Source organism: Streptomyces sp. NPDC004539 (assembly GCF_040610055.1).
Lineage (GTDB): Bacteria > Actinomycetota > Actinomycetes > Streptomycetales > Streptomycetaceae > Streptomyces.
Genome location: NZ_JBEXLS010000003.1, coordinates 620,754 through 634,069 on the forward strand (window position 1 = coordinate 620,754; position 13,316 = coordinate 634,069).

Annotated in this window: 13 protein-coding genes; 6 read left to right on the forward strand and 7 right to left on the reverse strand. The window is 72.9% G+C overall.

The annotated features are described in order from the left end of the window. The first annotated feature begins 111 nt into the window (after window positions 1-111). Both ABZX85_RS09260 and ABZX85_RS09265 read left to right on the forward strand, forming a co-directional pair. Entirely contained in the window at window positions 112-1,305 is a 1,194-nt protein-coding gene (locus ABZX85_RS09260; RefSeq protein WP_355864059.1) for a PTS fructose transporter subunit IIC, read from the forward strand. A 49-nt stretch (window positions 1,306-1,354) separates the two neighbouring features. Beyond that, window positions 1,355-2,944, forward strand: a complete 1,590-nt coding sequence (locus tag ABZX85_RS09265) for a serine/threonine-protein kinase (RefSeq protein WP_355864061.1) — start codon at window positions 1,355-1,357, stop codon at window positions 2,942-2,944. A gap of 18 nt (window positions 2,945-2,962) precedes the next feature. On the opposite strand, the gene ABZX85_RS09270 is transcribed toward ABZX85_RS09265, so the two are convergent. Both ABZX85_RS09270 and ABZX85_RS09275 read right to left on the reverse strand, forming a co-directional pair. Next, complete coding sequence (locus ABZX85_RS09270) at window positions 2,963-3,304, reverse strand: hypothetical protein (protein ID WP_355864063.1); 342 nt, start codon at window positions 3,302-3,304, stop codon at window positions 2,963-2,965. A gap of 101 nt (window positions 3,305-3,405) precedes the next feature. Then, the gene (locus ABZX85_RS09275; RefSeq protein ID WP_355864065.1) at window positions 3,406-4,173 is read right to left on the reverse strand and encodes an SDR family oxidoreductase; all 768 of its coding nucleotides are present in this window, start codon (window positions 4,171-4,173) and stop codon (window positions 3,406-3,408) included. An 86-nt stretch (window positions 4,174-4,259) separates the two neighbouring features. On the opposite strand from ABZX85_RS09275, the gene ABZX85_RS09280 reads away from it, so the two are divergent. Further along, window positions 4,260-4,868: a TetR/AcrR family transcriptional regulator gene (locus ABZX85_RS09280; protein WP_355864067.1), complete on the forward strand. Its 609-nt coding sequence runs from the start codon at window positions 4,260-4,262 to the stop codon at window positions 4,866-4,868. 19 nt (window positions 4,869-4,887) lie between these two features. On the opposite strand, the gene ABZX85_RS09285 is transcribed toward ABZX85_RS09280, so the two are convergent. The 5 genes from ABZX85_RS09285 to ABZX85_RS09305 form a co-directional block, all read right to left on the reverse strand. Continuing rightward, the gene (locus ABZX85_RS09285) at window positions 4,888-5,367 is read right to left on the reverse strand and encodes a MarR family transcriptional regulator (RefSeq protein ID WP_355864069.1); all 480 of its coding nucleotides are present in this window, start codon (window positions 5,365-5,367) and stop codon (window positions 4,888-4,890) included. A 40-nt stretch (window positions 5,368-5,407) separates the two neighbouring features. Beyond that, window positions 5,408-5,797 carry a cupin domain-containing protein gene (locus tag ABZX85_RS09290; protein WP_355864071.1) on the reverse strand — a complete coding sequence of 130 codons (390 nt, stop codon included), beginning with the start codon at window positions 5,795-5,797 and terminating at the stop codon, window positions 5,408-5,410. Continuing rightward, a complete protein-coding gene (locus tag ABZX85_RS09295) occupies window positions 5,794-6,585 on the reverse strand; it encodes a cupin domain-containing protein (protein WP_355864073.1) in 792 nt (263 codons plus the stop codon). Before ABZX85_RS09295 ends, ABZX85_RS09290 begins: the two co-directional genes overlap by 4 nt. Next, window positions 6,582-7,838, reverse strand: coding sequence for a sedoheptulose 7-phosphate cyclase (locus ABZX85_RS09300; RefSeq protein WP_355864075.1), 1,257 nt, complete (start codon window positions 7,836-7,838; stop codon window positions 6,582-6,584). Before ABZX85_RS09300 ends, ABZX85_RS09295 begins: the two co-directional genes overlap by 4 nt. A 398-nt stretch (window positions 7,839-8,236) precedes the next feature. After that, window positions 8,237-8,680 (reverse strand): MarR family transcriptional regulator, encoded by a 444-nt coding sequence (locus ABZX85_RS09305; RefSeq protein ID WP_355864077.1) that lies wholly within the window; start codon window positions 8,678-8,680, stop codon window positions 8,237-8,239. Window positions 8,681-9,064: 384 nt separating this feature from the next. Between ABZX85_RS09305 and ABZX85_RS09310 the strand changes: the two genes are divergently transcribed. The 3 genes from ABZX85_RS09310 to ABZX85_RS09320 all read left to right on the forward strand — a co-directional run bounded on the left by ABZX85_RS09310 (window position 9,065) and on the right by ABZX85_RS09320 (window position 13,304). After that, window positions 9,065-10,123 carry a VOC family protein gene (locus ABZX85_RS09310; protein ID WP_355864079.1) on the forward strand — a complete coding sequence of 353 codons (1,059 nt, stop codon included), beginning with the start codon at window positions 9,065-9,067 and terminating at the stop codon, window positions 10,121-10,123. Window positions 10,124-10,359: 236 nt separating this feature from the next. Beyond that, the gene (locus ABZX85_RS09315) at window positions 10,360-12,045 is read left to right on the forward strand and encodes an FAD-binding protein (protein ID WP_355864081.1); all 1,686 of its coding nucleotides are present in this window, start codon (window positions 10,360-10,362) and stop codon (window positions 12,043-12,045) included. Window positions 12,046-12,089: 44 nt separating this feature from the next. Next, window positions 12,090-13,304 carry an acyltransferase gene (locus ABZX85_RS09320; RefSeq protein ID WP_355864083.1) on the forward strand — a complete coding sequence of 405 codons (1,215 nt, stop codon included), beginning with the start codon at window positions 12,090-12,092 and terminating at the stop codon, window positions 13,302-13,304. The last annotated feature ends 12 nt before the right edge of the window (window positions 13,305-13,316 follow it).

A 13,316-nucleotide genomic window follows, 5' to 3' on the forward strand; every position in this document is an offset into this window, starting at 1 on the left:
CCGGCATCCGCCCGGCGGTCCCGGCTTCCGCCCGGCGACCCCGGCATCCGCCCGGCCGGTCAGGCGCCCGCGTGGCGCCTCCCTCTCTCCGACTCTCCGCCTGGAGCCCCCATGTCCCGCCCCCGCAAGACCTCCCGCCCCCGTCACCCCTCCGCTCCCCGGCGGGCCGGCGCCCCGACCCCGCCCGTCGGCCTGCGCACCGGCCGTTGGCCGGCCGCCGGAGTCCCCTGGTTCGCCCCCTTCACCGGCATCGCCGCGGCCATGAGCGTCCTCGCCCTCGTCATATCGGGCCCCGGCCTCACCGACACCGCCGACCGCATCCTCGCCGCCGCCGACTGGACCCAGCCCCACACCTGGGCCGCGCTGCTGCTCCAACTGGGCACCAGCGGACTGGCCTTCCTGCCGGTGGCCATGGCGGGCTACCTCGCGTACGGCATCGCCGGGCGGCCCGCGCTGATACCCGGGCTGCTGGGCGGCATGGCCGCCATGGGCGTCCAGGGCGGTGTCCTCGCCGGGCTGCTCGCGGGCCTCGTCGCGGGCGGGACGACCCTCGCGCTCGTACGGATCTCCGTCCCCCCGGCGCTGCGGGACATCGCCGCGAACGTGCTGGTGCCGCTGCTGGCGACTCTGGTCACCGCCGCGCTGATCATCGCGTTCGCCGGGGAGCAACTGAACGCGCTGACCGGGTGGTTGCACGGCGAGCTGGTGTGGCTGGAGTTCCACCACCTCGTTCTGACCGGTGCGGTCCTCGGCCTGATGGTCTGCTGCGACCTCGGCGGCGCGATCGGCAAGGCGGCCATCGCCTTCGGCGTCGTGGGGGTGAGCGGGCCCGACCCGGACAAGTTCAACCCGACCGACATGACGATGATGGCCGCCGTGGTCGCGGCCGGGATGGTCCCCGCGCTCGGGATGTCCCTCGCCACATTCGTCCGGGGCAGGCTCTTCACCCCCGCCGAACGGTCCTACGGCAAGGTCGCCTGGCTGTTCGGCGCCGCCTTCGTCCCCGAGGGCGCCGTGCCCTTCGCCCTCGCCGACCCCCTGCGGGTGATCCCGGCGGGCATCGCGGGCGGGGCCGTCACCGGCGCCCTGACGATGGCCTTCGGCGCCACGCTCACCATGCCCTACGGCGGCCTCCTGGCCGTCGGCGACATGGGCCGGCCGCTGCTCCTCGTCCTCGCCGTCGCCCTCGGGGCCCTGGTCACCGCCGCGACGGCCGTCGCCCTCAAGACCTGGGCCCGGAAGCCCGCCCCGGCGCCGGTGGGGGTGCCGGTCAAGGTCCGGCGGAAGGCGGCTGCCGTGGGGTGAGCCGGGGGTGGGTGGCGTATGAGCTGATGTGAATGAGATCGTGTGCGGTATGAGCCTGAACGAATCGGGGATGCGGGGTCCGGAGGCCGGGGACCCCTCGGACATGGGCGGGTATCCGCTGCTGGCGAGGCTCGGGGCGGGCGGGATGGGGCAGGTGTACCTGTCCCGCACGCCGTCCGGGCGTCCGCTCGCGCTGAAGACCGTACGCGCCGAGTTCGGCCTCGACCCCGGGTTCGAGGAGCGGTTCGCGCGGGAGATCGCGAGCAGTGACCGGGTGCGGTCGGCGTGGACGGTCGCCGTCGTGGACTTCAGCCCGCCGGGACACCGTCCGCAGTGGCTGGCCACCGAGTACGTGCCCGCGCCGGCCCTCTCCGAGTGGGTGCGGAGGCACGGCGCGCTGCCCGAGCGGGCGGTGCGGGCGCTGGCGGCGGAGCTCGGGGAGGGGCTGCGGGCCGTCCACCGGGCTGGGCTCGCGCATCGGGACGTGAAGCCGTCCAACGTCCTGCTGGCCCGGCGGCATCCGCTGCTCATCGACTTCGGCATCGCCCGCGCCGCCGACGCCACCCGGCACACGAGCACCGGGGGAGTCATCGGCTCGCCCGGCTACATGGCGCCGGAGCAGGCGGGCGGCGGGGTGTCCGGTGCGGCCGGTGACGTCTTCTCCCTGGCGGCCGTCCTGGTGTACGCGGCGTGCGGGACGGGGCCGTTCCTGCGGCCGGGGGAGGAGCCGTCGGCCGCGCAGTTGCTGTACCGCGTCGTCCACACGGAGCCGGTGCTGGACGGGGTGCCGGAGTCGCTGGTGCCCCTGCTGGCGGCCTGCCTGGACAAGTCGCCGGGGGCGCGGCCCACCGCGGACGAGGTGGTGGAGGAACTCGGCGGCGGGGGTGGCTGGGGGGCGGCGCTGATTCCCGGGCTGGAGGGGGACATCGCGGCGCGGGAGGCGGAGGCGGGGGCGCTGTCGGAGGGGGCGGGGACTCTTCGGCTGCCGGGGGCGCCGGTGGGGTTCGGCGGGACGGCGCCGGGGACCGCGTACGGATCGTCAGGCGCGTACCGCCCTCCTGTCACCGGCCCGGAACCGCCCGCCGGGGGTGCCCCGCGACGGCGAGCGGTCCCGTTTCTCGTGGCGGGCGGCATCGTGACCGCCGCCGCCGTCACGGCACTTCTGTGGCCGGGCGGCGGCGGGGGAGCCCCGAACGGGGACGGCCGTACGTCCCCGCCGTCCTCCCCGTCGCCGTCGCCCTCCCTCCCCGCCTCCTGGGCGGGGACCTGGAAGGGCACCGCGCCCGGCAGCACGGCCGGTGACAACGTCCTCGAAGCGCACACGACGGGGACGACCGTCACGCTCACGCTTCACGCGGCCGTCCGCGGTGACATCGCCGGCCGTCAGGTCAGCCATGTCACCGACGCCAGGACCGGCGAGGACATCGGCTGCACGGAGACGCTCGCCCTGCGCGAGGTGCACGGCAGGACGATGGTCTTCGAGTCGGTGACGAGCACCGCGACGGACCCGTCCGCGAGCGTGCTGTGCCTGCGGGGGAACGTCTACACCCTCACCGAGTCGAGGACCGACACCCTGTCCGTGAAGGAGGACGGCTTCGGGACGTCGGGGGACCCGACCAGCCTGACGCGTTCGCGCTGACGCCGGGGCGCGGCGCGGTCAGAGGCGCAGCAGGAGCTCCGGTCCGATCGGCAGCCCCGGGACGTCTCCCCGCGAGGGCGCCGTGTCGTCGAAGTCGAAGCCCCAGCGGTGGGAGGGGGCGCAGCCGAACATGCGCTGGGCGATGGTGGGCAGGGAGAGGTCGGCGCTGGCGAGGGAGTCCCAGATCAGGGCGAGGCCCTGGCGGTCCGCCCCCGGGTCGGTGAGCCAGCGGCTGGTGCACAGGCCGGGGAACTCGCCGGCGCAGGAGGCGGGGCCCGCCGGATGGACGTCGGGCTTCCCGGACGGGGTGCGGGTTTCGGCGGTGCGGCGCCTGTCCCACCAGGCGATGACGACGTGCATGGGGCCTCCGGCGGCAGAGTGTCTGGTGTGCGTGTGATCGCGGTGTCCCCGTTGACACCCGTGCTTGGCCTCGGTCCCGTCCGGGACGGCCCGCCTGGCGGTCAGAGCTGGGAGCCGCCGGTGGCGTCGATGGTCTGCCCCGTCACCCAGCGGGCGTCGTCGGAGGCGAGGAAGGCGACGATGTCGGCGACGTCCTCGGGGCGCCCCACCCGGCCGAGGGCCGACAGCGCGGCGGCGGACTCCTCGGCCGCCGCGTTGCCGCGCAGCCAGGAGGCGTTGATGTCGGTGTCGATGATGCCGGGGGCCACCGAGTTGACCGTGATGCCGCGTCCGCCGAGCGCCTTGGCGAGGGTGAGGGTGAAGGCGTCGACGGCTCCCTTGGTCATCGCGTAGGCGATGATGTCGGTCAGCGCGATCCGGGTGGCGCCCGACGAGGTGTTGATGATCCGCCCGCCGTCGCGCAGGCGCCCCAGCCCCTGCTGGGTGAGGAAGAAGGGGGCGCGCATGTTGACGGCGACCGCCTCGTCGAACGCCTCGGCCGTGGTGTCCCCGATCTCGCCGCGCGGGGTGATGCCGGCGTTGTTGACCAGGATGTCGAGGTCGGGGCCGTCCGTGTGGTCCAGGACCTGGCGGTCGTAGCTCGCCCAGAGGGCCTCCACGTCCCCGGGCCGGCCCAGTTCGGCGTGGACCGCGAAGGCGGCGCCGCCCTTGGACCGGATGGTGTCCACGACCTCGTCGGCCGCGGCGGCGTTGCGCCCGTAGTGGACGGCCACCAAGGCGCCGTCCGCGCCGAGCCGTTCGGCGATCGCCCGGCCGATCCCGCGGCTTGCGCCGGTCACCAGTGCTGTCTTTCCTGCGAGCGCGCCCATGGGCTCCCTTTCGCGTCCAAATTCTGTAGCGATGACTATGGAAGGAGCGTACCCGATTTTATTAGCGATCGCTGTAAAATCCGTGCATGACTACGACCAAGCGCGGCAGGCCGCGGAGTTTCGACCGCGAGGTCGCGCTCGTGCGGGCCACGCTGCTGTTCTGGCAGCACGGTTACGAGGGCACGTCCATCGCCGACCTGACCGGCGCCATGGGGGTCTCGCCGCCGAGCCTGTACGCGGCCTTCGGCGACAAGCGCGCCCTCTTCACCGAGGTCGTCGAGCGCTACGGCGACACCTTCGGCGCGTTCATGGAGAACGCCCTCGACCAGGAGAGCGACGTCCGTAAGGGCTTCGCGAGGATGCTGGACGAGGCGGCCGTGTCGTACACCGACCCCGAGCACCCGGCCGGCTGCCTCGTCATCAGCGCGGCGATCAACTACTCCCCGGGGACCGCCGACGTCGAGGAGGACATGCGCGCCCGCAGGGTGGCGAACGTACGGTCCTTCGAGAAGCGGCTGACGGACGCGAAGGCCCGGGAGGCGCTCCCCGAGGGGACCGACACCCGGGCCCTGGCCGTCTACTTCGCCGCCGTCGTCCAGGGCATGTCGCAGCAGGCGCGGGACGGCGCGACCGCGCAGGAACTGCGCAGGGTCGCCGCGTACGCCATGGCGGCCTGGCCCGCGCCGGCCTCCTGAGCGGACGTCCGCCCATCCGTCAGCGGGCGGGCGGCTCGTCCCCCGTGCGGCACAGCCGCGCCACGACGTGCGTGTACTTCTCGTCGGACCGCAACCGCCGGAACGCCAGGTCCAGTTCACGGTCGAGCGTCCGGCTGGCGCCGGTCCACAGCGCGAGCCCGGCGTCCGTGGCCGCGATCCGGGTGGTCCGCTGGTCGCAGGGCCAGGCGACCCTGACGGTCCAGCCCGACCGCTCCAGCCGCTCCAGCATCCGGCTCGCCGTCGAGTCGCTCACCCCCAGCCGCCGGGCCACACCCCCCACGGCCACGGAGTCCGGCCGCTCCCGCACCAGCACGCCCAGCGCCATCAGCGGTCCCACGCCGATGCCGTGCCGGACCGTCAGGGTGCGGTCGAGCTGTGTCTGCAACAGGGAGAACATCGGCACGACCCGGGTCCACAGCCGGGAGACCTGTTCGGGGTGGTCGGCGGAGTGCTCTGCGTCTTCGTGCGGCTCGGCCACGGTTCCTCGTGTCCTCGGTCTTCCGGGTGCTGTCTCTCGTTCAGGACGCGGCCAGTTCGGGCACCCGGGGCGGCAGCCGGTCGGAGACGGAGGCCGCGAGCGCGCGTACGGTGATCAGCCGCGCCGGGCCCCGGTCCGTCAGGAGCCGTGCCCGGCAGCCGTGCGGGACGAGCACCAGCCGTCCCGCGCGCAGGACGTGTTCGCCGGAGTCCGTGACCAGCACCGGTTCCCCCTCCAGGACGAGCAGCGCCTCCTCCACGCCGTGCTCGGGGGTCGCCGCGAGGACGGCGCCCGCGGGGAGCGTCCAGTGCTCCACCGCCTCGCACTCGCTGTGCAGCATGCCCCGGCGCACCAGGCAGCTCCACGCGGCCTCCGCCCCGGTGGTGGGCCAGGGGACCCGTACCGCCTCGGCGGTCGTCGAGATGATCACGACGCCTCCACGGAGCGGCCCGGCAGCGCCAGCGTCACGACCAGCAGCCGCAGCGGGGTGGCCGCCTCGAAGACGGTGGACGAGCCCGCGCCCAGGGTCACGCAGGTGTCCGGCGACAGGTCGGCCGTGGCGCCGCCGGCGGTGGCCCGGCCCGCGCCGCTGTGCACGAACACGGCGAGTTCGGCGTCGGGCGAGCCCAGTTCCGTCCGCCCGCCCGTGCCGAGTTCGACGGTCTCCACCCGGCGCAGCGGGCCGGAGAAGACGCCGTCGGTGGAGACGGTCCGCTCCGCGAAGAGGTCGTGGATGACTGCGTCGCCCATGGGGGGAACTCCTGGATGGCTGGGGCCGGTTCCGGACAGGACGGCGTCGGTGCCGGGTGCGAGCGTTTCGATGACCCACCAGTCGAGGTCGGTGTGCCCGGTGTTGCGCAGCCCGTGCACGTTGCCGGGGGCCGTCAGCGCGAGCGAGCCCGCACCCACGGGGTGGGGGACGCCGTTGAAGAGGAACTCCCCGCGCCCGTGCAGGACGAGGTAGATCTCCTCGGTACGGGTGTGCCGGTGCTCCCCGCTGAGCCCGCCCGGCGGGATGGAGGCCCACTCGACGGCCTCGGTGGCGGAGTCGAGCTGACGGCGGCCCGCGAAGCACTTCCAGTGCGTGCGCCCGGCGGCTCCGTGGACGCCGTGGACCGTCGCCGCGCCCGCCACGGCCGCGACCGAGCGGAAGCCGCGAGGGCCGCCCGCGCCCGGGACGGTGACCGTCCCGGGGCGGGAGGCGGCGGAGACGGTCACCGGGAGACACCCGCCGTGAGCAGCCCGAGCTCCTCGGCCGCCGCGCCGAGTTCGGCCTCGGTGACGTCGTTGACGAAGACCGCGCTGCCGATGCCGACCGGAAGCGGCAGCCGCTGCTTGCCGTCACGGTGGCGCACGGTGTCGCGCAGCGCCTCCCCGAGCACCTCCGGCGTGCACAGGGGGTGCCACGAGGGCAGGCCCAGACGGGCCATCACCCCGAGGACACGGTCACGCTGGTAGGCGCTGACGAGTCCGCGCCGCTCGGCCATCACGGTGGTGAGCGCCATGTCCACGGCCACGGCCTCGCCGTGCAGCAGCGCGGGCAGGGCGTGCATCTCGATGGTCGGGCTGAACGTGTGGCCGTAGTCGACGACCCGTTCCAGCACCTTCTCCCAGAGGTTGGGCTGAAGCTCCTCCAGCATCCCCTGGATGGCCCGCTCGACCACCTCGGTCGCGGGGTCGAGGTGCAGCCCGTGAGCCGCGAGGCGCTGGTCCACCGGGACGTCGGCCGGCGTGAGGCCGATGCCCGCCGGGCTCTGGAGCCGGGCGCCCAGCAGGTCGGCGCCGTGCTGCTCCAGCAGGTCGAACAGGCGGGCGTCCTTGATGAGGGCGATCTTGAGGATCTCGGCCAGGCCGTTGCTGATGTGCCGTTCGTCGAGGGTGGCCAGGAACGACCGGTCCAGCAGGGTGCGGTTCGCCGGGAAGTAGGTGCCCAGACGGTTCTTGTGCCCGTTGTGGTTGACGCCGGTCTTCGCCCCGACCCCCGCGTCCACCAGGCCGATCAGGGTGGTGGGGATGCGGATGAACGGCGTGGAGCGCCGGTAGAGGCTGGCGGCGAAGCCGACGATGTCCATGAGGACGCCGCCGCCGACGGCGATGACGGGTTCCCGCCTGCGGTCGATGCCGAAGGAGTCGAGGGCCTCGGTGACCCGCAGCACCGCGTGCATCGACTTGTGCGTCTCGCCGTCGTCCAGCACCAGCACGTGGTGCTCCACGCCGTGATGCGCGAAGTAGGCGCGGATACGGTCGCCGTACAGGGAGTCGACCACCTGGTCGGTGACGACGAAGCGCCGCTGGCCGCCGCCGCCCGGGGCGTCCTCCAGGATGGTGGAGTTCGCCGGGTCGAGCAGGTTCTCGCAGGCACGTATCTCGTACTGGACCGGGTTGCTGGTCTGCACGGACCAGTGGGTGACCGGGTTGCCCACGGCGAAGAGGCCGTCGTTGTGCCGGGTGGTCAGGGTTTCCTGCTGCATAGGGGTTCCGCCTCCGACGAAGAGTTCGGTTCGGGTCCGTCGCGAATTCGGTCGGGGCAGCTCGCTTGAGTGTCCGCGCGGCAAGGCCCTCTGGGCCGCCTGCGCGAGATGTGGCCACTTCACCGTGGCCTGCCCCCGTCGCCGACAAGACCCTGACACATGGGTCGTTGCGCACGCAAGGAATGGCCTGAGGTTCGACTGTGGCGGATGGCCGATAAGGGATCGGACGAAGAGGGTTAAAGCTGCTTTACCTGTATGTCTTCTTCGGTCTCGTCGCGTCGGGATGGCTGAAACGGCTCAGGTTCTTCTTGCTTCCGCAAGGATCTGGGGGCAAGAAAAAGCCCCCCGTTCGATCGCGACGGGGGGTGGGGGTGGGCGTGGACGTGGCGCCGGGCGCGTCACTGGTCGAGGGTCGGCGCGTACCGCAGTCTCGCGACCACCGAGCTGGTGCGGCTGTCCACGGAGGCGACCTCCAGTGCCATGCCGACCTCGCGGCGGAAGAGGTTGCCGATGTCCGCGACCACGGACCGGCCGGCTTCCGTGACGCGGACCACCACACCTCTGCGGTCACCGGCGTGGGCCGCCTTCTCGGCGAGCCCCCGGGCCTCCAGGCGCTGGGCCGCGCGCGTGGCCGACGACTGGTTGAGGCCGAGGAGCTGGGCGAGTTCGTTCATCCGGATGCCCGCCGGGTCGCCGTTGCACAGTGCCCGCAGGGCGAGGAAGTCGGTGAGGCCCAGGTCGAAGTCCTCGGAGAGTCGCCGGTCCAGGGTGGTGCCGACCTCCGCGACGAGTACGGACAGCTGGCTCCACAGTTCGACGCTGTCTTCCTTGCGCGTTCGCATGATGTCGCCTTCTTCAGGGTGCCCGAGGATTCCGCCGCCCGCCGAAGGGACCTTCGGGCACAGTGAGGGGCAGGCTCGGTCCCATCGAACCGGGACGGCCAGGCCATAACCCAGGGTACGAGGCGGTGGCAACCAAGAGAACCCTTGGATGGCCGGGCTTTTCCATGCCCACACATGGAGCTCTCTTCGATCTTGAAGTCGTGACTCTTCGTCGATTCTTCGTAGCAGTGAGAAATGCCTGCTCAGGGGCGACCTGGAGCCCTCCTGGGGGCCGGGGTGGCGCCTCCCGATCCTTGCGTACGCATCGACATTGTCCTACTGTCGCCCTCGGCCGGCCCCCGGTCGTGACCAGGGGCCGGAGTCGGAGCATTCCAAGGGGGAACCATGCTCAATGCCGTCACGGCCTCGTCCGCTCCACCGCTCCGCGGTCTGCCCACCGCGCGGGCCGTGGACCACCACGCGTTCACGGTGCCGCGCCTCGACGAAGCCGTCGCCTTCTTCACCGGCGTGCTCGGAGGCGAACTCTGCTACCGCGAAGGACCGGTCGAGGACCCCTCGGGTGACTGGATGACGAGGAAACTGGGCGTGCACCCCCGGGCCAGTGCCCGGATCGCCCTGGTCCGGCTCGGCCCCCACACCAACCTGGAGCTCTTCCAGTACACGGCCCCCGGCCAACTCCTCTCCCCGCCCGGCCCGAACGACGTCGGCGGCCACCACCTCGCCCTGACCGTGACGGACCCGGACGCCGCCGAGGAGCATCTGCGCCGCGCGGGCACCGTCCGTCTCGGACCGTCGGACAGCGCCTCCGGCGAGTGGCGCCGCTGGTTCCTGACCCCGTGGGGGACGCTCTTCTCGCTGCGCGGCCCGGGAGCGCGGACCGGCGGCTTCGTGCCCGCCGCCGTGCCGTGCACGAACGACGCGCAGCGGGCGCTGGGCCTCCTGGGCGTGGAGCACGTGAGCTACACCGTCGGCGACCTCGACGCCGCCACGGCCTTCTTCACCGACGTGCTCGGAGCGGAACCCGTGGCGGACGCGCACGACACGGCGGACGGACACTGGCCGCCCGGCGCCGAGCACGCGCGACGGGTACTGCTGCGCACCGGTCCCACCGCCAACTGCGAACTCGTCCAGAGCGGAACGGGCGCCCTGCGCTCCCGGCCCCCGCGCAACAGCGACATCGGCGGCCACCACCTGGCCTTCTTCGTGGACGACGTTGACAGGGCCGCCGCCCATCTGCGCGAGCAACGCGGCGTGGTGCTCATGGGCGAACCGGAGACGGTCACCGAAGGCCCGATCGCCGGCGACCGCTGGCTCTACTTCGGCACCCCGATCGGCATCCAGATGGAGATCATCAACATGCCGGACGGGTCTCTGCCGTACGAGACCCTGACCTCGGCCCGCCGCGCCACGCCCGGCGGACTGCACTGGCACGACCGCCCCTGAGCGCCGGAGCCCGTGCCGTCGGGCTCCGTGATGAAACGTTCCTCCCGGTCGTGAAACGTTCCTCCGATCGTCCGTGAACGGCCCGGCCGTCACCCGACCGGCCTCGGCCGACCCCGTGGGCCCCGGCCCCGGGCGTACCCCGCGCGGCGCGTCGACGCCGTAGCGGCACCCTTCACGCACCCGCGCCGCCCACACATGCGGCCGTGCCCCCCTCTTCGTCACCCAAGGACTCAGCCATGCCCTCTCCTGCCCCGCTGCCCTCGGACACCTCGGCACCACCGGCCTCCACCGGCCGCCCCGACCGTGTGCACCGCCGGACGTTCCTGGCCGGCACGGCCGCGGCGGGCGGCGCCCTCGCGGTCACCGCGGCCGGCCTCGCGCCCACGGCCCAGGCCGCCCCCGTCCGCAACTCCACCGCCCCCGCCCAGGCCGGCCCTCCCGTCACGGTGCGCCCGGCGGACCGGCGCTACACCGACCTGCGGCGCGGCACCAACCAGCGCTGGGTCGGCAGCCCCGAACAGATCGTCCTCGCCACCTCCACGGCCGACGTCGTCCGGGCCGTGCAACAGGCGGCCGACTCCGGCCGGCGCCTGGCCGTGCGCAGCGGCGGCCACTGCTACGAGGACTTCACCACCAGCCAGGACATCGCGGTCGTCCTCGACCTGTCACGCATGGACGACATCTCCTACGACGAGAGCCGCCGGGCCTTCAGCGTCCGCCCCGGCGCCGCCCTCGGCCGGGTCTACGACCGCCTCTACAAGGGCTGGGGTGTCTACCTCCCGGCCGGCAACTGCCCCACCGTCGCGGCCGGCGGCCACATCCAGGGCGGCGGCTACGGCTCCATGAGCCGGCGCGACGGGCTCGCGGTCGACCATCTGTACGGCATCGAGATCGTCGTCGTCCAGGCCGACGGCACCGCCCGCGCGATCACCGCGACCCGCGAACCCGACGACCCGCACCGGGAGTTGTGGTGGGCGCACACCGGGGGCGGTGGCGGCAACTTCGGCGTGGTGACGCGCTACTGGCTGCGCTCTCCCGGCGCCACCGGCAGCGAGCCTGCCGCGCAACTGCCCACGCCCCCGCGCGAGGTGTGGCTCAGCGAGGTCGCCTGGCCGTGGGAGCGGCTGACCGAGGCCCGCTTCACCCGGCTCATGTGGAACCACGGCGACTGGCACGCCCGCAACAGCGCCCCCGACTCTCCGTACACGGCGCTGTTCAGCCAGCTCAAGCCCTTCCACAAGTCGGCGGGCGCGGTCGTCCTCGACTCCCTGGTCGACGCCGGCGCCCCCGGCGCCGAGAACCTGCTCCAGACGTACATATCGGAGGTCGGCGCGGGAGTCGGCGTCACGCCCCAGGTCCGCCAGTACCGGCGGGTCCCGTGGCTGCACGCCACCCAGTGGCCCGGGTTCACCGGCCCCGACCCCACGATCAGGTTCAAGGGCAAGTCCGTCTACGCCCGGCGCAACTACACCGACGACCAGATCGCCGCCGCCTACCGGCACCTGACCCGCGACGACTTCCACAACCCGAGCGCGCTCCTCATGATCGCCTCCTACGGCGGCAAGGTGAACCAGGTCGCTCCCGGCGACACCGCCGTGCCGCAGCGCGACTCCGTCCTCAAGTACCAGGTCGTCTCCCTGTGGAACGACGCCGCCGACGACCAGGCCAACATCGCCTGGGTCCGGGAGTGCTACCGCGACATGTTCGCCGCCACCGGCGGTGTGCCCGTCCCGAACGAGACCAACGACGGCTGCTTCGTCAACTACGCCGACACCGACCTCGGCGACCCCGAGTGGAACACCTCGGGCGTGCCGTGGCACGACCTCTACTACAAGAACGGCTACCGGCGCCTCCAGAAGGCCAAGGCCGCCTGGGACCCCACCGGCTTCTTCCGGCACGCCCAGTCGATACGGCCCGCGTGACCGCCCGCCCCGCCCCGCCACTCCCACACCCCGAGGTGAACATCGTGTCCGCCGAATCCGCCGTACCCGGGCGCGCGTCCCGGCTCCCCTCACTGACCGGGATGCGGTTCTTCGCCGCCTTCCTCGTCTTCCTGTTCCACCTGTCGCTCCTGGACGCCTACTCCACGACGGGCGAGGGCCACGGCCCGTTCGCCTCCGCGCTGAAGAACGGCGGCTGGGCCGGCGTCACCTTCTTCTTCATCCTCAGCGGCTTCGTCCTGACCTGGTCCGCCCGGGACGACGACACCACCCGCGCCTTCTGGGGCCGCCGGCTGGTCAAGATCTACCCCAACCACGTCGTCACCTTCTTCCTCGCCCTGGTCTCGTACGCCTACGCGTCGGCCACCTGGGGGAGCGGCATCCCCAACTTCCTGCTCCTGCAAGCCTGGATACCCCACGACTACGCGTTCTTCAGCGTCAACAACCCCAGCTGGTCGATCTCCTGCGAGCTGCTCTTCTACCTCCTGTTCCCCGCCCTGCACCGGGGAGTGCGCCGAATCCGCGCCGAACGGCTGTGGTGGTGGGCCGCCGCAACCGCCACCGCGATCGTGCTGCTGCCCCTGGCCGTCGGACTCCTGCCGGCCGGGGAGACGTTCGGCCCGAACCACGCCAACTCGCCGCTGTACGGGCACTCGATCACCCAGATGTGGCTCGTCTACATCTTCCCGCCCGTCCGCGTCCTCGACTTCCTCCTCGGCATCCTGATGGCCCGGATCGTCCTGTCCGGCCGGTGGATCGGCCTCGGAGTGCTCCCCGCCCTGGCCCTCACGGTCGCGGCGTACGCGGCCAGCCTCCATGTCCCCTTCCTCTTCTCCCTGAACGCCGTCGTCGTCGTGCCCTTCGCCCTGCTCATCTCCGCCGCCGCGGCACGGGACGCGGGGGGCCGTGCCACCGCGGTGAGCGGACGGTTCTGGGTCTGGCTGGGCGAGGTGTCCTTCGCCTTCTACCTGGTCCACCAGATCCTGCTGTCCGTCACCCAGGAACGCTTCGGCTTCCGGACGGCGGACTCGCCCGCCGAAGCCGTCGGCGTGGCCGCGCTCGTCGCCGCGGTGAGCCTGCTGGTGGCCTGGCTGCTGTACGCCGGAGTGGAACGGCCCGTCGTACGGGCCTGGGCCCGCCGGACCCGGAAGGCTCCGCCCGCCCCTGTGCCGGACGCCGCCGTCCGGCCGCCGCACGACGACGACCACGACCGGCCCGTCACCGTCGGCACCACGGCCTGACCCTCGCGTCCG